The organism is Gordonia sp. LUNF6 (genome assembly GCF_047041125.1).
Classification (GTDB): domain Bacteria; phylum Actinomycetota; class Actinomycetes; order Mycobacteriales; family Mycobacteriaceae; genus Gordonia; species Gordonia sihwensis.
Genome location: NZ_CP178181.1, coordinates 516013 through 534596, shown reverse-complemented (window position 1 = coordinate 534596; position 18584 = coordinate 516013). Strand labels below are relative to the sequence as shown.

The window sequence follows — 18584 nt, the reverse complement described above, 5'->3', positions numbered from 1 at the left end:
GGGGCTCACCGATTCTGTGATCCGGCTAACAGATCGCCCCCTCGGCGTCGACATACCGGGTACGAAGCCACGCGACGAGCCCGCCGAGGAGAAGCTCATGCCCACCCTGCCGACACATCGTCGTTCACTCCGGACCCGTGTCCTCGCCGCGGCGGTCGCCGCCGCTGCCGTCGTCTCGTCGCTTCTCGCCGGAGCGGGAAGCGCCGGCGCCGTGACACGCGAGTACCCGCTCCACGGCTGCCTCAACGTCAGTCCGAACATCGTCGACATGCCCTACCGGCCCTTCCGCGCGATCGTCGCCGAGTACGCCGGGACCACGTATATCCAGATCGACTACGGCAGCCTCTGGATCGGGGTCGGATACGACTCGGTGGCCCGCCTGGACTGGCACAACCTGCAGACCGGGCGGAAGGGCACGATGATCGACCACAGCCAGGTGCGGCCGCCGAACACCGGGGTGCACAACTTCAGCCTCCCCCGCAGCACCTTCGGGCCCGGCAGAGTGCAGTTGCGGCTGAGCACGGTGAACCGCAACGCACTCTGGGCGATACCCGCGCGCAGCTGCGGCGGCGTGGTGGTCGCGCCCTGAACCGCTCGCCGCTGCGTCGCTAGACCAGTTCGCCGAGTGCTCGCACGGTCTGCACATCGCGCGCGGTCACCATCAGCGTGGTGACCCCTGCGGCCTCCCACAACCCGATCTGTTCGCGCACCTCGTCGGCGGTGCCGACCAGCATCGTCTCGCGGACCATCTCGTCGGGCACCGCAGCCAGAGCCTCCTCCTTGCGGCCGGACCGGAACAGCCGGCCGATGTCGTCGACCGCCTGGCCGTACCCCATACGCCGATAGAGGTCGGCGTGAAAGTTCTTCTCCGCCGCCCCCATCCCGCCGACGTAGAGCGCGGTCGACGGCCGATAGCGGTCGATCGCCGCGGCGACGTCGTCGGTGATCACACACTGAACGGTCGCCGAGATCTCGAAGTCGGCACGCGATCGGCGCGCGCCGGGACGGGCGAAGCCCTCGTCGAGCCACTCGTCGTACATGCCCGCGAGCCGCGGCGTGTAGAAGATCGCGAGCCAGCCGTCGGCGATCTCGGCGGTCTGCGCGACGTTCTTGGGACCTTCGGCTCCCAGCCAGATCGGGATGTCCGCGCGCAGCGGATGGGTGATCGGCTTGAGCGACTTCCCCAGACCGGTGACCCCCTCGCCCTCCCGCCGCGGCAGCGGGTAGTGGGGTCCGTCGCTGACCACGGCGCCCTCGCGCGCCAGCACGTCGCGGACGATCCGCACGTATTCGCGGGTGCGCGCCAACGGCTTGCCGAACGACTGCCCGTACCAGCCCTCCACCACCTGCGGCCCGGAGACGCCGAGACCGATGATGTGCCTGCCGCCCGAGAGATGGTCGAGGGTCAAGGCCGCCATGGCCAGGGTGGTGGGCGGCCGGGCCGACAGCTGGGCCACCGCCGTGCCGAGCCGCAGGGTCGCGGTGGCCGCTCCCCACCAGGCCAGCGGGGTGTACGCATCCGATCCCCAGGACTCCGCGGTGAACACCGAGTCGAATCCCGACTCCTCCGCGGCCACCAACATCTCCGGGACGCCCAGCGGCGGTTGCGCACTCCAATACCCCAGTTGTAGGCCAAGTTTCACGCGAGAACCCTTCCGTCGAACCCTTGCGACACATACTAGAACGTGTTCTACTTTGGTGGTGTCCAATAGTGCAACCCACCCGACTCCCGAGGTGCAGGTCCCCGCACCCGAGTCACGAATCCTGTCCGCGAAGCTGACCAACACCTTCGCCTACACACGCTCGCTCGGACCGGTCCTGTCGCAGTTCGCCCTCGCCCTGCGCGACGGCCGCATCGTCGGAAGCCGCGGCTCCGACGGCCGCGTCACGGTTCCTCCCGCCGAGTTCGACCCCACCTCCGGGGAGCCGACGACCTCGCTGGTGGAGGTCGCGCCGGTCGGCACGGTCGAGAGCTGGTCCTGGCAGCCGGAGCCGCTCGACGGCCAGATCCTCGACCGGCCGTTCGCCTTCGCCCTCATCAGGCTCGACGGCGCCGACACCGCGCTGCTGCACGTGGTGGACGCCGACGAGCCGTCGCAGATGAGCGTCGGCGCACGCGTCCACGCCGTGTGGCATGCGGCGCGCAGCGGAGCGATCACCGACATCGCCCACTTCAGCCTGGGTGAGACACCGGAGACCGCACCGGAGGCGACCGGCGAGATGATCGTCGACGACGCGGGCGACGTCATCATCACCACGCCGATCACCACCGACATCATGCATTCGGCCGCGGAGTCCGAGAGCTGGTACCTCGAGGGCCTCAAGGCGGGCCGTCTCATCGGCGGTCGGGTGCGTACCGGCGAGGTGTACTTCCCACCCCGGTACGTGAGCCCGGCCGACGGCAGCCCGACCGTCGAGCGGGTGGAGCTGCCCGACACCGGCACCGTCACCACTTTCTGCATCGTGAACGTGCCCTTCCTGGGGCAGCAGATCAAGCCGCCCTACGTCGCCGCCTACGTGCTGCTCGACGGCGCCGACATTCCGTTCCTGCACCTGATCCTCGACTGCCCCGCGGAAGAGGTACGCATGGGCATGCGGGTCAAGGCCGTGTGGCGTCCCGAGGGCGAATGGGACTACACCATGCGCAATATCAGCCACTTCGCCCCGAGCGGCGAACCGGACGCCGACTTCGACGCGTACCGGAATCACCTCTGAGCGGGAAGGAGCTATTCACATGAGCAACAGCACACTCCCGCGCATCGCAGTCGTGGGATTCGCGCACAGTACCAACGACCCCGCATCGACCGGCACCACCAACGGCGTCGAGATGCTGATCCCCTGTTTCCAGAAGCTGTACGCCGATCTGGGCATCAGCCGCACCGACATCGACTTCTGGTGCAGTGGATCGTCGGACTACCTGGCCGGCCGCGCGTTCTCCTTCATCTCCGCGATCGACGCCATCGGCGCCGTTCCGCCGATCAACGAGTCGCACGTCGAGATGGACGGAGCCTGGGCTCTGTACGAGGCGTGGGTCAAGATCGCGACCGGCGAGGTCGACATCGCACTGGCCTACGGATTCGGCAAGGCCTCGGCCGGCGACTCCGACCGTACGCTCGCGATGCAGACCGACCCCTACACGGTGGCTCCGCTGTGGCCGGACGCCCGGTCGCTCGCGGGCCTGCAGGCTCGCGCAGGCCTGGAGTCGGGCGCCTGGACCGAGGCCGACATGGCGGCGGTCGCCGCGCGCACCACCGGAGCCTCGGTCGAGGAACTGCTGGCCGCCGACTACGTCGCCGATCCGCTACGCGCTCACGACATCGCGCCGTACGCCGATGCCGGTGCCGCCGTGGTGTTGGCCTCCGAGGCCCGCGCCCGTGAGCTGGTCGCGAACCCGGCGTGGGTGACCGGCTGGGATCACCGCATCGACACACCCAATTTCGGTGCACGCGACCTGACGCGGTCGCCGTCCACCGAACTCGCCGCGAACACCGCGTTCGGCGACCGCTCGCGCGATGTGGACGTCGCCGAGATCCACGCCACCTACACGCATCAGGAACTGATCGTCGCGCGCGAACTCGGGCTCGGCGCCCGCACCAGAATCAACCCGTCGGGCGGCGCCCTGACCGGAAACGCCCTGTTCTCCGTGGGTCTTCAGCGCATCGGCTACGCCGCGCACGAGATCCTCGCGGGCAACGCGCGCACCGCGGTCGCTCACGCGACCAGCGGACCGCTGTTGCAGCAGAACATGGTCGTCACACTCGCAGGAGGAGAGAACTGATGGGCCGCAATCGCGTCGCCGTCCTCGGAACCGGCCAGACCAAGTACGTCGCCAAGCGCACCGACGTGACGATGGCGGGCATGGTCCGCGAGGCGATCGACCGTGCACTCGCCGACGCCCACGTCTCGATCGACGACATCGACGCCATCGTGATCGGCAAGGCACCCGATCTCTTCGAGGGCTCGATGATGCCGGAGCTGGCGATGGCCGAGGCCATCGGCGCGGTCGGCAAACGACTGATCCGCGTGCACACCGCGGGCTCGGTGGGAGCGTCCACCGCGATCGTGGGCTCCTCCCTGGTCAGCAGCGGCGTCCACGGACGCGTGCTGGCCGTCTCCTGGGAGAAGCAGTCGGAGTCGAACGCCATGTGGGCGCTCTCGATCCCGGTGCCGTTCACGATGCCGGTCGGTGCCGGCGCGGGCGGATTCTTCGCCCCGCACGTGCGCGCCTACATCAACAATTCGAAGGCGCCGGCGCACATCGGCGCGATGGTCGCCGCCAAGGACCGCCGCAACGGCGCGAAGAATCCGCTCGCGCATCTGCACCAGCCCGATATCACCGTCGAGAAGGTGATGGCCTCGCAGATGCTGTGGGATCCGATCCGTTTCGACGAGACGTGCCCGTCGTCCGACGGAGCGTGCGCGGTGGTGCTCGGCGACGAGCGATCCGCGGACGATGCGATCGCCGAAGGACGCCCCGTGGCGTGGGTGCACGCGACCGCCATGCGCACCGAGCCGCTCTCGTACTCGCACCGCAATGTGGTCAGCCCGCAGGCCGGACGCGACGCCTCGGCCGCGCTGTGGAAGGCCGCCGGGATCACCAATCCGCTGGAAGAGGTGGACACGGCCGAGATCTACGTGCCCTTCTCCTGGTTCGAGCCGATGTGGCTGGAGAACCTCGGCTTCATGCCGGAGTACGAGGGCTGGAAGCTCACCGAGGCGGGAGAGACCGAGATCGGCGGGAAGCTCCCCGTCAACGCGTCCGGCGGCGTGCTGTCGTCGAACCCGATCGGCGCCTCGGGCATGATCCGGTGCGCTGAGGCTGCGATCCAGGTGATGGGCAAGGGCGGCGATCACCAGGTGCCCGATGTCCGCAAGGCCTTCGGCCACGCCTATGGCGGCGGCTCACAGTACTTCTCGATGTGGCTTCTCGGCGCGGACAAGCCCTAGCCGCGCCGCGCGGGCGTCAGACGTACGCCTGCGCGGGCATGTTGTTCTGAACAGCCTCCACCAGGGCGCGCACCGCGCGCGCCACCTCCACCCCGGAGTCGGTCAGCGAGTACTCCGGGTGCGACGGCCTCTCGTCGGACATCGTCCGCACGACGAGGCCGTCGTTCGTCAGCGTCTTCAACGTCTGCGTCAGCATCCGGTCGCTGATGCCCTCCACCTGCTCACGCAATTCACAGAAACGCTGCGGAACGGTCTTCAGCTTGCCCAGCACGAGAGCTCCCCAGCGGCCGGTGACGTGCGAGAACACCTCCCGGGACGGGCACTGCTTCGCGAAGACGTCGAACGGGATCATACCTCGATACTAGCCCTGACCTTTTGCGCTTACGAAAAGTAAGTGATTGAATTCCGGTGACCCCACACATCTCGGTGGGCGAGAACAGAACGATCCCACAAGGAGTCACCTCGACCATGACCTACTTCAAGCAGGGCCAGGGCCTGGCCGTCAGCATCGCCCGGATCATCCTCGGCGTCATCTTCTTCGCCCACGGCTGGCAGAAGTTCTTCACGTTCGGCATGGACGGAGTCAAGGCCAACTTCGAGATGATGGGCGCGCCGGTCCCCGGTGTGAGCGCCTGGCTCGCCGCGCTGGCCGAATTGATCGGAGGCGGCCTGCTGATCGTGGGCCTCGCGGTTCCGGTGGTGTCGGTGATCCTGATCGTCGACATGATCGGCGCGATCTTCATCGCCCACATCGACGCGGGTTTCTGGGCCTCGGACGGCGGTTACGAACTGGTCCTGGCCCTGATCGCCGGCCTGCTGGCCGTCGGTTTCGTCAAGCAGGGAGTGCTGGCCGTCGACACCCACCTCCTCAAGGCGGTCTCCGCGGACAAGGCCCCCGAGAAGGTCGGCGCCGACAGCTGAACGGCCGTTGATTCCAGCAGCGCATCGAGGCGGCCTCGATACGTCCTCGGCTAGCGCCTCGTCCTACTCGGCTGCCCTGGGGCACCGCTAAGGCCAGTCGAGTAAGCGCAGGAGCGAAGCGACGAAGCGCATCGAGACGGCCCCGCGTCAGCCTCGATACGTCCTCGGCTAGCGCCTCGTCCTACTCGACTGCCCTGGGGGTCGCTCCGTCAAGCCAGCCGAGTAAGCGGGCCGTTCCGCCAGGGCAGTCGAGTAAGCGCAGGAGCGGAGCGACGGAGCGCATCGAGACGGGCGTCAGCCTCGATACGGCCTCGGCTAGCGCCTCGTCCTACTCGACTGCCCTGGGGCACCGCTCAGGGCCAGTCGAGTAAGCGCAGGAGCGGAGCGACGGAGCGCATCGAGACGGACGCGGGTCCGTCGGGCGCAGCCGCGAGGCTCGACATGAAGAAGTCCCGGCGACCATCTCGGTCGCCGGGACTTCTTCGCCCGTTACTGCATCCGCAGACCTACTGGGCCCGGAACGACTTCATCGTCGCTTCGACCTCCCAGAACGCGCGGAGCGCCTCCAGGTCTCCGTTCTCGTCCGCCTTGTAAGTGAACACGCCTTCGGCCTCGGAGATGTGGCCGCCGATCCGGGTGACGATGGTGCCGATGTAGGCCACCTCGCGACCACAGATGATCTCCTTCTCGAACTGGAAGTCGATGCTCTCGGTCGGTGCGATCGCCTTGTCCCAGAACGCCGACAGCCCGTCGGCGCCACGATGACCCCGCCCTTCCTCGTCGAACATCGACGGGCCGACCGGATCCTCGACGGATCCGTTCGCGGCGAAGTTCGCCAGCCATGCCGCCTTGTCACGAGCTTCGACGGCCTCCCGCGAGCGCCGCCCGGCGAGTACCGCCGGATGGTTCGCGCGGTCGATGTTCAGATACGCGGGAGAGTTCTGGGTGTCGGTCAAGACTTCGTCCCATAATCGACCTGCAGTTCCTTGATGCCGTTGATCCAGCCGTGACGCAGCCGGCGCGGCTGCTCGAGCTTGGTGATGTCGGGCACCAGGTCGGCGAGCGCGTTGAACATCAGGTTGATCTCCATGCGAGCCAGGTTGGCGCCGATGCAGAAGTGCGTGCCGTTGCCGCCGAAGCCGACGTGCGGGTTCGGATCGCGCAGGATGTTGAACGTGAACGGATCCTCGAAGACGTCCTCGTCGTAGTTCGCCGAACCGTAGAACATGCCCACGCGCTGACCGGCCTTGATGTCGACGCCGCCGACCTGGGTGTCGTGCTTGGCCGTGCGCTGGAAGACGTTGACCGGAGTCGCCCACCGGACGATCTCGTCCACCGCCGTGGCCGGACGCTCCTTCTTGAACAGCTCCCACTGATCCGGGTTGTCCAGGAAGGCGTTCATACCGTGCGTGATGGCGTTGCGGGTGGTCTCGTTGCCCGCGACCGTCAGCAGGATGAAGAAGAAGCCGAACTCCGCCTCGGTGAGACCGTGACCGTCGATGTCGGCCTCGATCAGCTGCGTGACGATGTCGTCGGCCGGGCACTTCTTGCGCTCCTCGGCCATGTTGTAGCCGTAGCCGAGGATCTCCATGTTCGCGGTGAGCGGGTCCGTGGTGAACTCCGGGTCATCGGCGTTCATCATCGAGTTCGACCAGTCGAATAGCTTCATCCGGTCCACTTCGGGCACGCCGAGCAGATCGGCGATCGCCAGCAGAGGCAGGTCGACGGCGACCTGGTGGACGAAGTCGCCCTTGCCCTCGTCCGCGGCCTTCTGAACGATCTCTCGCGCGGCGGCGTCGAGCTTCTCCTCCAGCGCGTGGACCGCCTTCGGCGTGAACGCACGGGAGACCACCTTGCGCAGGCGCGTGTGCTCGGGCGGATCGTGGTTGATCAGCAGGGTCTTCGTGACCTCGAGCTGCTCCGGGTCCATGTCGTCCTCGAAGCGGATGATCACGCCGTTCTCGTTCGCCGACCAGTCGTCGGCGTTCTTCGAGATCTCACGGATGTGCTCGTGCTTGGTGACGGCCCAGTAGCCGCCGTCATGGAAGCCGCCGCCCTTGCCGGGCAGCTGAGCGTTCCACCACACCGGCGCGGTCTTGCGGAGCTCGGCGAACTCCTTGACGGGAATACCCTCGACCAGGAGGTCCGGGTTCGTGAAATCCCACCCCTCCTGATGCATGAACGGACACGTGCCGGACGCTTCAACGCTCTGCGCCTGAGTCACGTCATCACCTCAATTCTCTGGCCATGTTCTCCGGTCTCGATCGGAACGAGAACCCGTTACAATTTGCGTAACTCACACTCTGCCACACTGGATAGACGCGAACAAGAACTTGTTCTAGTTTTGACGGAGAAACGTTTCTCGAACAAGGAGTTGGCATGGGTGTACCGGTGATCGTCGAAGCGGTCCGTACTCCGATCGGCAAGCGCAACGGCTGGCTGTCGGGCCTGCATGCGGCGGAGATCCTCGGTGCGGCACAGCGCGGCGTCGTCGAACGCGCGGGAATCGATCCGGGCCTGGTGGAGCAAGTGGTCGGCGGCTGCGTCATGCAGGTCGGCGAGCAGGGCAACAATGTCACACGCACCGCGTGGCTGCACTCGGGCCTGCCGTGGCAGACCGGCGCCACCACCATCGACTGCCAGTGCGGATCCGCACAACAGGCCAATCACATGGTCGCCGGCCTGATCGCGACCGGCACCATCGACATCGGCATCGCTTGCGGCGTCGAATGCATGTCACATGTGCCGCTCGGCGCCAACGTCGGCACGGATGCGGGCCCCCGCCGCCCCGATTCGTGGGACATCGACATGCCCAACCAGTTCGACGCCGCCGAGCGGATCGCCAAGCGCCGGGGCATCACCCGCGCCGACGTCGACGCACTCGGGCTCGCCTCGCAGACCAAGGCCAAGCGTGCGTGGGACGAGGGCCGCTTCGACCGCGAGGTCCTCACGGTCAAGGCGCCCGAGCGCACCAAGGAGGGCGAGCTGACCGGTCAGATCCTCGAGGTGAACCGCGATCAGGGTCTGCGCGACACCACGGCCGAGTCGCTGAACGGACTCAAGGCGGTGATCGAGGGCGGCATCCACACCGCCGGCAACTCGTCGCAGATCTCCGACGGCGCGGCGGCCGTGCTGCTGATGGACGAGGACAAGGCCAAGGCCCTCGGCCTGCGTCCGCGGGCCCGGCTGGTGAGCCAGGCGCTCGTCGGAGCCGAACCGTACTACCACCTCGACGGACCCGTTCAGGCCACCGAACGAGTCCTCTCCCGCTCGGGGATGAATCTCAACGACATCGATCTGGTCGAGATCAACGAGGCTTTCGCCTCCGTCGTCCTCAGCTGGGCCCAGGTGCACGGTGCCGACATGGACAAGGTGAACGTCAACGGCGGCGCCATCGCCCTCGGGCACCCCGTGGGCAGCACCGGCTCCCGGCTGCTCACCACCGCGTTGCACGAACTCGAGCGCAGCGACCAGCAGACCGCGCTCGTCACGATGTGCGCCGGCGGCGCGCTGGCGACCGCGACCATCATCGAACGGATCTGATTTGGAGGCGAGCTCCCGACCGGCCCAACTCGATTCGCCGGTGGTCGCGCGGATCATCAGGATCGGTTCACGGCTCAACACCCGGCTGTACCGGCTCACGCGCGGACGGCTGGGCGGGACCTGGCGAGTCGGTGCCGCGCTGCGCCGCCCCACACCCGTCTGCCTGCTCACCACGACGGGGCGCAAGTCGGGACAGGAGCGCACCGTTCCGCTCCTGTTCCTGCGCGACGGCGAGTCGATCGTGCTCGTCGCCTCGCAGGGCGGACTGCCGAACAATCCGGCCTGGTACTACAACGTGCGCGATGAGCCGAACGTCCGGATCCAGATCGGCCGGGAAGAGCGCAACTATCTGGCGCGAATCGCGGGCGACGCCGAACGCGCCGAACTCTGGCCGCGGCTGGTCGAGATGTACGCGGACTTCGACACGTACGCCGCGTGGACCGACCGCGAGATCCCGGTCGTGATCTGCGAACCGGTGTGATCGCTCACGGCGTCATCGCGGCGATCGGGCCGTCGGACATGATCACGCCGGTGTCCACCTCCGGTCGGGACGTCCGGGAGAGCGACCCGTCGGCCCCGATCCGATAGGTGGTCACCCTCGAGGTCAGCCGTGCGGTCAGCACGTCGATGTCGTACAGGTAGCGCCCGTTCGGGTGCAGGAGCACCTGCCCGGGGAGGGTTCCGGCCGGCCCCGGGTAGGGCGAGCCCGCGATCGGCGTCAGCCGCCCGTCGGCGTGGGCGTTGTACGCGGCGATCGATGTGCCGACTGCGTTCGGAACGTACAGGCGCTTGCCGTCCGGCGTCATGACGATGCCGTGCGGGACGCCTCCGGTGGGGTACGGAGACCCCGGGGTCGGTGTCACGGAGCCGTCGTCGCCGATGCGGAATCCCGACAGTCCCATGGAGAACTCGTCGCTGACGTACAGGAACCGCCCGTCGGGCGAGTAACCGGGCGCGACCGGCCCGAGCCCCACCCGCGTCACACCGAGACGGCGGATGCCGCCGCCCGGGCCGAGGGCGTAATTCGTCATCGTGTTGCCGATGTAGCTGACCACGCGCATCCGGGTGCCGCTCGGGTCGATGCCGCCCATACCGACCATGCTGAACCCGTCGACCGGAGCGGTCGGCTTCCCCGTCGCGATCAGCGCGCCGCTGCCGGTGACGCGATACGACGTCACCCGGCCGGGGACACCGCCGAGAACCACGTACAGATACTTGCCGTCGGGCGTGAGCCGGGCGGCCGTCGGCGCGCCGCCCACCTTCACATCGGCACCGGGGATCGGAGTGAGCCGGCCGCTGGCGGAGATCCGGTAACCGCTGACTCCGCCGTCGAGTGCGTGCGGAACGTAGACCTTCTCTCCATCCGGACTCACCACGAGCGACAGCACCCCGAGACCGGTGGCGAAGGGACTGCCCGGGACCGGGGTGAGCGCACCGTCGTCGTGCACGCGCAGGACGCTGATCCCCTGGGACGCGGTACCCGCGGTCAGCAGGAAGCGCGGATGCGGGGTGCCGGCGTGTGCCGTGCCCGGCGCCCCGGCGGTCAGCAGGACGAGGCCGGTGAGAAGAGCCGTCAGCCGGACGCGGACACCGTTCGGGAGAATAGCCATGTCAGGACTTTCGCTGTCGGTGGCCCCGAGAGGCGAGGCCGGTTCGGGCTCATCGTCTCCCGGCCAGCGACGCCGGAACTGTCACGATTCCTGCACACTCGTCCGGCTCCTCTCCCGCCGAACTATCCGACGGCGCGGCCGGCACCCTCCCAGAACTGCGCGCGCAGGGCCTTCTTGTCCGGCTTGCCGAGCGCCGTCAACGGCAGCGATTCGGCGAACACGACCTGTTTGGGTGCCTGCACCGCACCCTTGCGCTCCTTGACCGCGGCCTGGATGTCCGCGGCGATCTGCGCTTGCGCCGCATCCCCGGCATCGGTGTCGGGGCGCAGGACCACCACCGCGGTCACCGCCTCTCCCCATTTCTCATCGGGCACGCCGATCACCCCGACCTGTGCGACCGCGGGATGCTCGGCGACCACGTCCTCCACCTCGCGGGGGAACACGTTGAATCCGCCGGAGACGATCATGTCCTTGGTGCGGTCGACGATGAACCAGAAGCCGTCCTCGTCCTCGCGGGCGACGTCGCCGGTGTGCAGCCAGCCGTCGACGAAGGTCTCGGCGGTCTGCTCGGGCAGCCCGAGATAACCGCCGGCCAGCAGCGGACCGGACACGCAGATCTCACCCGGCTCACCCCGCGCCACGCGGTTGCCCTCCGAATCGAGCAGGGCGGTGCGCAGGAACGCCGACGGGCGTCCGCAACTGCCTAGGCGGGCCTTGTCGTGTTCGTCTTTGCGCAGGTAGCTGATGACCATCGGCGCCTCGGACTGGCCGTAGTACTGCGCGAAGATCGGCCCGAACCGCTCGATCGCCTCCGCCAGCCGGACCGGATTCATCGGCGACGCGCCGTAATAGACGGTTTCAAGGGACGAGAGATCGCGGGTGCGGGAGTCCGGGTGGTCCATCAGGGCGTACAGCATCGACGGCACGAGCATGGTGGCGGTGATCCGCTCCCGCTCGATGGTCTCGAGGACCAGCGCCGGATCGAACTTGCTCAGGACCAGCATCGTGCCGCCCTTGATGAGGGTGGGCACGAAGAAGGCCGCGCCCGCATGCGAGAGCGGAGTGCACATCAGGAACTTCGGCCGCTCGGGCCATTCCCACTCGGCCAGCTGGATCTGCGTCATCGTCGACATCGCGCGGGCGGTCCCGATGACGCCCTTGGGCTTTCCGGTGGTGCCGCCGGTGTAGGTGATCGAGACGACGTGGTCGGGGTCGAGCACCGCGGCGGTCAACTCTCGGACGGGGTACTCCTGAGCGGCGGCGACGATGTCCACGCCGATGTCGGTGAGCTCAGCGGGCACCGGGCCGAGGGTGAGGACCCGGGTGAGCCCGTCGACCCGCTTCACCAGTTCCACCGCTCGCTCGACGAACATCGGATTCGGATCGATGACCAGCGTCGACACGCCCGCGTCCGCGAGGACGTAGGCGTGATCGTCGAGCGACCCGAGCGGGTGCAGCGCCGTTCGGCGCCAGCCCTGCGTCTGGCCCGCTCCGATCACGAACAGCACCTCGGGGCGGTTCAGTGCGAGCAGCCCGACGGCTGTTCCCGTGCCTGCACCGGCCGCCTCGAAGGCCTGGATGTAGCGACTGATCTGGTCGGCCATCTCACCGCCGGTGAGTTCGGCGTCGCCGAGCTTCAGAACCGGCTTGTCCCGGTGACGGCGCAGGGCCGCGACCATCAGGTCGCCGAGGTGGACGGGGTTGCGCAGCGCGTCGGCCGCAGTCATTTCGGATCCCATGTGCGCAAATACTAGAACGTGTTCTAGCTGACTGGAAGCGCTCGATCGAAAACTGTTGCCGCACAGACTCTCTCGAGACGTCTCCGATTCGGGATCCCGTCACGAAAAGAGCGCCGAGATCGCGACCGGCGAAAAGAAGTCCAACCGTTCGGCCGGGATCGGACCTAGTATCGAGATATGACGGATCTGGACCAGGCAGCAACCCGACGAGACATCACCGACGCGCTGTTGACCGCGATGGAGCGGCGGCACGAGGTACTCGACGCGATCGTCGACGCAGAGGATCGCGATGCCGCGGCGACTGCGATCGCCGACCTTCTCGGCAAGTCGAAACTGGGCGCGGAAGCGGTCCTGAACATGTCCTTCTACCAGCTCACCAAGACCGAGCGGCGCCACAACCAGGCCGAACTCGACAATCTCAACGAGGAGATCACCTTCACGCTCGCCGAGCGGCCGGCGAGTTCGGGCGACAGCCTCGACCTCCGTCCCTTCTCCGCCGACGACGACGCCGATCTGTTCGCCGAACGCACCGCCGAACAGGGTGTCGCGGGCGACGGGTCGGGCGCGCCGGCCGGGGACGTCGCAGACGAGATCACCAAGGGCGTCGACCGCGTCGACGCCGAAGACGCCGTCTGGCTGGTGGCCGTGGAAGGCGACCAGAAGGTGGGCATCGTCTTCGGCGAACTGAACGACGGAGAGGTCGACGTCCGCATCTGGATTCGCCCGGAATCACGCAAGCGCGGCTACGGCACTGCGGCGCTGCGCAAGTCGCGCTCGGAGATGGCAGCGCTGTTCCCCGGCGTCCCGATGGTGGTGCGGGCCCCCAGCGCCTGACGCGGCACCCTGCAGACCCTCAGGCGGGCCCGGTCCACGACGGACCGGGCCCGTCGCCCATTGCGCCGGCCAGCATGGACTCGAAACCGAACCGCAGCGCGTCCAGCGAATCGACCGTCCCCATCTGGTAGCCGATGAGCAGGTACATGGCCACCTGCGCGAACTTCTCCGCCTTGTCGGCATCACCGATGACCTCGGCCGACGTCTCGCGAATCACCTCCGCGCGCTCCCGGTCGACCTCCGCCAAGTGCGCCAGCACCCCGGAATCATAGGTCGACCAGACCCGGATCGCCGCTTCGGAGGCACGGTCGAGCCCGAGGCCGACGCCGATCAGGAAGTCGATCCGCTCCCTGGGGTCGTCTACGGCGATCGCGTCTCCGATCGGTCTGCGGCTGTGTTCCTCTCGCCAGTAGTCGATCAGCGCCGACTTGTACTCGGCCCAGTCCGCGAAGGCGTGATAGAAGCTGCCCGTCGTCGTGCCGGCGACCCGGCAGACCTGCGCCAGTTTGAGACCCGCGTGCCCGTGTTCCCCCAGCACCTCCAGGCCCGCGTCCAGAAACCGCCTGCGCGCATGCTCGGACGGCACCGATTGCTTCTTCACCATGCGAACCCGCCTCCCTCACCTGCGACGTGACCCCTTGCACAAAACTATAACTCAACTTACAGTGAGCTCACCGACAGGCAGGAGCCGACCGATGACACTCAAGACGCTGGTCCAGACACCGTCCCGGACCGCGGGCATGGATCCGGAGACCGAGTTCCACGAGATCTACCGTGCCCTGGCCACGTACGAGTTCCCCTGGGACATCAATCAAGCGCTGAGCTTCGCGCTGTTCCGGACGTACGCGGTCCCGAGCATCGGCGACCTCCTTGACCGGACCGGCGAGTTCCGCGACCGACCGCAGAAGCGGTACGACGACACCGCCGTCCTGCTCGAGGTGCCGCTCCTGAAAGGCTTCGACAGCACCGACGGCAGGGCCGCGATTCGCCGGATCAACCAGATGCACAAGATGTTCGAGATCAGCAACGACGACATGCGGTATGTACTGGCCACCTTCGTCGTCGTGCCGGTCCGCTGGATCGGCGATTACGGCAGACGCCCGCTCACCGACGACGAGATCCGCGCGACCGTGCTGTACTACCGGCAACTCGGCAGACACATGGCGATCAAGGACGTACCGGAGACCTACGAGGAGTTCGCAGCTCTGATGGACTCGTACGAGGCCGCCCATTACCGGTCCGGCGGCACCGCGGGCGTCCGCCGCACCGGCGACGCCACGATCGACCTGTTCAAGACCTTCTACCCGGCGCCGCTGCGACCGTTGATCGGCGCCTTCAGTCTGTCGGTGATGGACGACGCACTGCTCGACGCCTTCGGCTACCGGCGTCCGCCCGCCGCGCTGCGGTTCGCGTCGAGGGCAGGCCTCCGAATCCGGGGCCGGCTGGTCTCACTGCTGCCCCGGCGTCGGCGGCCGCGACATGTTCACGATCTGCCCCGGATCAAGAGCTATCCGAACGGCTTCGACATCGAGCGGATGGGCACCTTCGCACCGCCCGGATGCCCGGTCAGGCACTGATCGGACCCCGATACCCGAGACCTACTCTCCGCGCCAGACCGGTTCGCGCTTCTCGGCGAACGCGCGCGGTCCCTCCCTCGCGTCAGCGGAGGCGAGGACCGTGAGCCCGGCCTCCTGATTGACGGCCCAGGGCTCTTCGGCGCCCCATTCGGGATCCCACTCCGACCGGCCCTGATGTGTCCGGTAGACGGCGCGTTTGCTGAGCTGTACCGCCAGCGGTGCGTTGGCCGCTATCCGGTGCGCCAACGCGAGCGCGGTGTCCAGGACCTCGGCGGCCGGGACGACGCGGTTGACCAGTCCCCACTCGCAGGCGGTCGCGGCGTCGACCCCGTCGCCGGTGAGGATCATCTCCAGGGCCCGCTTGAGCGGAAGCTGCCGCGCCAGGCGGATCACACCGCCGCCACCGGCGATCAGTCCGCGTTTCACCTCGGGCAGTCCGAAGACCGCGGAGTCGGCGGCGACCACGAGATCGCAGGCGAGAGCGAGTTCGGTCCCGCCGCCGAGCGCCGTTCCGTTGACCGCCGCGATGAGCGGCTTGTCGGTCCAGTGCCGCACCAGCCCCGCCAGCCCCCACTCCGGATGGGTGTCGTCGATGATCGGCTCACCGCGTGCGACGGCCTTGAGGTCGGCCCCCGCGCAGAAGGCCCGGCCCGCTCCGGTGAGCACCACCGCCCGCACCGCGCGATCGGCGGAGGCCCTCTCCAGCACCTCCCCCAGCCCGGTCGCGACGGCCCCGTCGATCGCGTTCAGCGCCTCGGGCCGGTTCAGCGTCACCACGGCGACGCCGTCGCACGCTTCGTAGCGGACCGATCCCTCCGCGGTCTCAGACATCTGCGAGCCCTCTCAGCGGGCGCCGTATGCCTTGACCTGGACCGGTGAAGCGTCGATCAGCTCGGCGACCACCGGAGTCAGCTCCGCGACCTCCCAGCGCGCGCCCTTGTCGCGCGAGGCCGCACGCTGCCAGCCGTCGAGCACCGTGACGCGGCCGCCCTCGACCTCGAAGAGCCGCCCGGTGACGGAGGCCGACGCCGGCGAGCCCAGCCACACCACCAGCGGCGAGATGTTCGCGGGATCCATCGCGTCGAAGGAGCCGTCCTCCGGCGCCGCCATCTGCGCGGCCATCGCCTCGCCCGCACCCATCGTCATCTGAGTGCGTGCGGCCGGGGCGATGCCGTTGACGGTGACCCCGTATCCGCCGAGTTCGGCGGCCGCTTGAATCGTCAGTTCGGCGATCGCGGCCTTGGCGGCGGCGTAGTTGCCCTGCCCCACCGAGCCGAAGATGCCGGCTCCCGAGCTGGTGTTGATGATCCGGGCCTGCACGCGTTCACCGGCTTTGGCCTGGGAGCGCCAGTGCGCTCCGGCATGACGCAGCATCACGAAGTGCCCCTTGAGGTGCACGCGGACCACCGAATCCCACTCGTCCTCACTCAGCGAGAGCAGCATCCGGTCCCGCAGGAATCCCGCGTTGTTGACCAGCGCGTCGAGACGGCCGAAGGCATCGATCGCAGTCGCGACGATCGCGGCGCCGGTGTCCCAGTCGGCGACGTCGCCCACCGCCGCGACGGCCTCGCCGCCGGCCGCCCTGATCTCGTCGACGACGGCCGCGGCCGATTCCGCCGCGTAGTCGTTGACCACCACCTTGGCGCCGTCGGCGGCGAAAGCGTGCGCGTGCGCACGCCCGATCCCCTGGCCGGCACCGGTGACGATGACGACGCGGCCCTCATTGGTCTTGTTGCTCAATGCTCTTCACTCTCTCTCGGAAGTCTGCGGCGGTACCCGACCGTCGCGGTTCTCAGGCGTCGTTGCCGGCGTTCGCGGCGGACAGGAAGGCCGGCTTCTCGCCGCCGCCGTGGACGGTGACGGTGGAACCGGTGATGTACTGCGACAGCGGCGACAGCAGAAAAGCCACCGCATTGCCGATGTCGGCGGGCCGGGCCATGCGGCCCATCGGGATGGTGGCGCCGACGGCGGCCACCCCCGCCTCGTCGCCGAAGTGCAGATGCGCCAGCTCGGTCTGCACCGGGCCGCAGACCACCGAGTTGACCCGCACCGACGGCGCCCATTCGACGGCGAGCGTCTCGGTGAGATTGTCCAGACCGGCCTTCGCCGCACCGTAGGCGGCGGTGCCCGGGGACGGCCGGTGCCCGCTGACGCTCGACACGTTGACGATGGCGCCGCCGCCGTCCTGGGTCGACATCACTCGGTGCGCGGCGCGCGCGACGATCAGCGGCGCGACGAGATTGAGTTCGACGATCTTCCGGGAGAAGTTGTCGGAGGCATCCGCGGCCGGCGCGAACGGCGAGCCGCCTGCGTTGTTCACCACGCCGTCGAGCCTGCCGTGCGCGGCGACGATCTGCTCGATCATCGAGGCCACCGCATCACCGTCGCGGACGTCGCAGGGATAGAACTCGCGGTCGTCGTCGCCCGGGCGTCGAGCGCAGACGACGGGCGTGGCGCCGAGGTCGTCGAGCACTTGCGCGATTCCCGCGCCCACCCCGCGGACACCGCCGGTGATCAGGACGATTCTCCCTGCCAGCCCCAGATTCACCGGGCCGTGCACTGCTTCGGTCATGGTGCTACTGTAACAAACAACCAAGCATTTGCTTGGGTGGCTCGTCAGAGCCCCACCCAGCCCAGACAAAGGAGTCGGTGTGCCGATCACCACCGCCCGCGCCGAGTCCGGCATCGTCACCGTGACGGTCGACTTTCCGCCGGTCAACGCGCTGCCCAGCGCCGCATGGTTCGAACTCGCCGACGCGATCAGTGCCGCGGGCGCCGATCCGGAGACCTCCGTGGTCATCCTGCGAGCAGAGGGACGCGGCTTCAATGCGGGCGTCGACATCAAAGAGATGCAGCAGACCACCGGTTTCGGTGCCCTGATCGACGCCAACCGCGGGTGCGCCGCGGCGTTCTCGGCCGTGTACGACTGCGAGGTCCCGGTGATCGTCGCGGTCAACGGCTTCTGCGTGGGCGGCGGCATCGGCCTGGTCGGCAACGCCGACGTGATCGTCGCCTCCGACGACGCCGTCTTCGGCCTGCCGGAGGTCGATCGCGGTGCGCTCGGCGCGGCCACGCATCTGGCACGCCTGGTGCCGCAGCACCTGATGCGGACGCTGTACTACACCGCGCAGAACGTGACCGCGCAGCAGCTGGTGCAGTTCGGCTCCTGCTACAAGGCCGTCCCGCGAGAGGAACTGCTGGAGACCGCGCTCGAGGTCGCCCGTCTGATCGACGCCAAGGACACGCGTGTCATCCGGGCGGCCAAGGCGGCGATCAACGGTATCGATCCGGTGGACGTCAAGACCAGCTATCTGCTCGAGCAGCGTTACACGTACGAACTGAATCTGGCCGGAGTGGCCGACGAGCACCGCGACGCGTTCGTCGAGACCGGTAAGACACTGAAGGGGAACTGA

20 protein-coding genes are annotated in these 18584 nt (G+C 68.1%); 10 read left to right on the top strand and 10 right to left on the bottom strand.

The window, feature by feature from the left end; all coding sequences use genetic code 11:
• Positions 1–97: 97 nt before the first annotated feature.
• Complete coding sequence (locus ACK8HH_RS02455) at positions 98–589, top strand: hypothetical protein (protein ID WP_045537561.1); 492 nt, start codon at positions 98–100, stop codon at positions 587–589.
• Positions 590–608: 19 nt separating this feature from the next.
• Here the strand turns inward: ACK8HH_RS02455 and ACK8HH_RS02450 are convergent, their stop codons facing one another.
• On the bottom strand, positions 609–1643 hold the full coding sequence (locus ACK8HH_RS02450) for an LLM class F420-dependent oxidoreductase (RefSeq protein WP_412475514.1): 1035 nt from the start codon (positions 1641–1643) through the stop codon (positions 609–611).
• 55 nt (positions 1644–1698) lie between these two features.
• On the opposite strand from ACK8HH_RS02450, the gene ACK8HH_RS02445 reads away from it, so the two are divergent.
• From ACK8HH_RS02445 to ACK8HH_RS02435, 3 genes are read left to right on the top strand one after another with little or no spacing between them, the layout of a single operon-like run.
• Positions 1699–2715: a Zn-ribbon domain-containing OB-fold protein gene (locus tag ACK8HH_RS02445; RefSeq protein WP_412475513.1), complete on the top strand. Its 1017-nt coding sequence runs from the start codon at positions 1699–1701 to the stop codon at positions 2713–2715.
• A 19-nt stretch (positions 2716–2734) separates the two neighbouring features.
• The gene (locus ACK8HH_RS02440) at positions 2735–3778 is read left to right on the top strand and encodes a thiolase domain-containing protein (protein ID WP_062366244.1); all 1044 of its coding nucleotides are present in this window, start codon (positions 2735–2737) and stop codon (positions 3776–3778) included.
• A complete protein-coding gene (locus ACK8HH_RS02435; protein ID WP_006894216.1) occupies positions 3778–4947 on the top strand; it encodes a thiolase domain-containing protein in 1170 nt (389 codons plus the stop codon). Before ACK8HH_RS02440 ends, ACK8HH_RS02435 begins: the two co-directional genes overlap by 1 nt.
• A 16-nt stretch (positions 4948–4963) precedes the next feature.
• Here the strand turns inward: ACK8HH_RS02435 and ACK8HH_RS02430 are convergent, their stop codons facing one another.
• Complete coding sequence (locus tag ACK8HH_RS02430) at positions 4964–5299, bottom strand: winged helix-turn-helix transcriptional regulator (protein ID WP_006894215.1); 336 nt, start codon at positions 5297–5299, stop codon at positions 4964–4966.
• 116 nt (positions 5300–5415) lie between these two features.
• Here ACK8HH_RS02430 and ACK8HH_RS02425 point away from each other — a divergent pair, with 116 nt between their 5' ends.
• Positions 5416–5868, top strand: a complete 453-nt coding sequence (locus ACK8HH_RS02425; RefSeq protein WP_062366242.1) for a DoxX family protein — start codon at positions 5416–5418, stop codon at positions 5866–5868.
• A gap of 506 nt (positions 5869–6374) precedes the next feature.
• Here ACK8HH_RS02425 and ACK8HH_RS02420 read toward each other — a convergent pair.
• Both ACK8HH_RS02420 and ACK8HH_RS02415 read right to left on the bottom strand, forming a co-directional pair.
• Positions 6375–6824 carry a nuclear transport factor 2 family protein gene (locus ACK8HH_RS02420; protein ID WP_045537559.1) on the bottom strand — a complete coding sequence of 150 codons (450 nt, stop codon included), beginning with the start codon at positions 6822–6824 and terminating at the stop codon, positions 6375–6377.
• Positions 6821–8047, bottom strand: a complete 1227-nt coding sequence (locus ACK8HH_RS02415; protein ID WP_081598037.1) for a cytochrome P450 — start codon at positions 8045–8047, stop codon at positions 6821–6823. Before ACK8HH_RS02415 ends, ACK8HH_RS02420 begins: the two co-directional genes overlap by 4 nt.
• 200 nt (positions 8048–8247) lie before the next feature.
• On the opposite strand from ACK8HH_RS02415, the gene ACK8HH_RS02410 reads away from it, so the two are divergent.
• A complete protein-coding gene (locus ACK8HH_RS02410; protein ID WP_006894210.1) occupies positions 8248–9411 on the top strand; it encodes a steroid 3-ketoacyl-CoA thiolase in 1164 nt (387 codons plus the stop codon).
• 1 nt (position 9412) lies between these two features.
• On the top strand, positions 9413–9892 hold the full coding sequence (locus tag ACK8HH_RS02405; protein WP_062366238.1) for a nitroreductase family deazaflavin-dependent oxidoreductase: 480 nt from the start codon (positions 9413–9415) through the stop codon (positions 9890–9892).
• A gap of 4 nt (positions 9893–9896) precedes the next feature.
• Here the strand turns inward: ACK8HH_RS02405 and ACK8HH_RS02400 are convergent, their stop codons facing one another.
• Together ACK8HH_RS02400 and fadD8 are read right to left on the bottom strand one after the other, a co-directional pair.
• Positions 9897–11021 carry a lactonase family protein gene (locus tag ACK8HH_RS02400; protein WP_412475512.1) on the bottom strand — a complete coding sequence of 375 codons (1125 nt, stop codon included), beginning with the start codon at positions 11019–11021 and terminating at the stop codon, positions 9897–9899.
• 122 nt (positions 11022–11143) lie between these two features.
• Positions 11144–12748 carry a fatty-acid--CoA ligase FadD8 gene (gene fadD8, locus ACK8HH_RS02395; RefSeq protein ID WP_412475708.1) on the bottom strand — a complete coding sequence of 535 codons (1605 nt, stop codon included), beginning with the start codon at positions 12746–12748 and terminating at the stop codon, positions 11144–11146.
• 189 nt (positions 12749–12937) lie between these two features.
• Here fadD8 and ACK8HH_RS02390 point away from each other — a divergent pair, with 189 nt between their 5' ends.
• Entirely contained in the window at positions 12938–13594 is a 657-nt protein-coding gene (locus ACK8HH_RS02390; protein WP_006894206.1) for a GNAT family N-acetyltransferase, read from the top strand.
• 19 nt (positions 13595–13613) lie between these two features.
• On the opposite strand, the gene ACK8HH_RS02385 is transcribed toward ACK8HH_RS02390, so the two are convergent.
• Positions 13614–14198 (bottom strand): TetR/AcrR family transcriptional regulator, encoded by a 585-nt coding sequence (locus tag ACK8HH_RS02385; RefSeq protein WP_412475511.1) that lies wholly within the window; start codon positions 14196–14198, stop codon positions 13614–13616.
• Between the two features lie 91 nt (positions 14199–14289).
• Between ACK8HH_RS02385 and ACK8HH_RS02380 the strand changes: the two genes are divergently transcribed.
• The gene (locus ACK8HH_RS02380) at positions 14290–15171 is read left to right on the top strand and encodes an oxygenase MpaB family protein (protein ID WP_412475510.1); all 882 of its coding nucleotides are present in this window, start codon (positions 14290–14292) and stop codon (positions 15169–15171) included.
• A gap of 21 nt (positions 15172–15192) precedes the next feature.
• Here the strand turns inward: ACK8HH_RS02380 and ACK8HH_RS02375 are convergent, their stop codons facing one another.
• From ACK8HH_RS02375 to ACK8HH_RS02365, 3 genes are read right to left on the bottom strand one after another with little or no spacing between them, the layout of a single operon-like run.
• Positions 15193–16002, bottom strand: coding sequence for a crotonase/enoyl-CoA hydratase family protein (locus ACK8HH_RS02375; RefSeq protein WP_412475509.1), 810 nt, complete (start codon positions 16000–16002; stop codon positions 15193–15195).
• 12 nt (positions 16003–16014) lie between these two features.
• Entirely contained in the window at positions 16015–16911 is an 897-nt protein-coding gene (locus ACK8HH_RS02370) for an SDR family oxidoreductase (protein ID WP_412475508.1), read from the bottom strand.
• Between the two features lie 52 nt (positions 16912–16963).
• Positions 16964–17743, bottom strand: a complete 780-nt coding sequence (locus tag ACK8HH_RS02365) for an SDR family oxidoreductase (RefSeq protein ID WP_006894200.1) — start codon at positions 17741–17743, stop codon at positions 16964–16966.
• Positions 17744–17822: 79 nt separating this feature from the next.
• Here ACK8HH_RS02365 and echA20 point away from each other — a divergent pair, with 79 nt between their 5' ends.
• Positions 17823–18584: a (7aS)-7a-methyl-1,5-dioxo-2,3,5,6,7,7a-hexahydro-1H-indene-carboxyl-CoA hydrolase gene (echA20, locus tag ACK8HH_RS02360; protein ID WP_006894199.1), complete on the top strand. Its 762-nt coding sequence runs from the start codon at positions 17823–17825 to the stop codon at positions 18582–18584.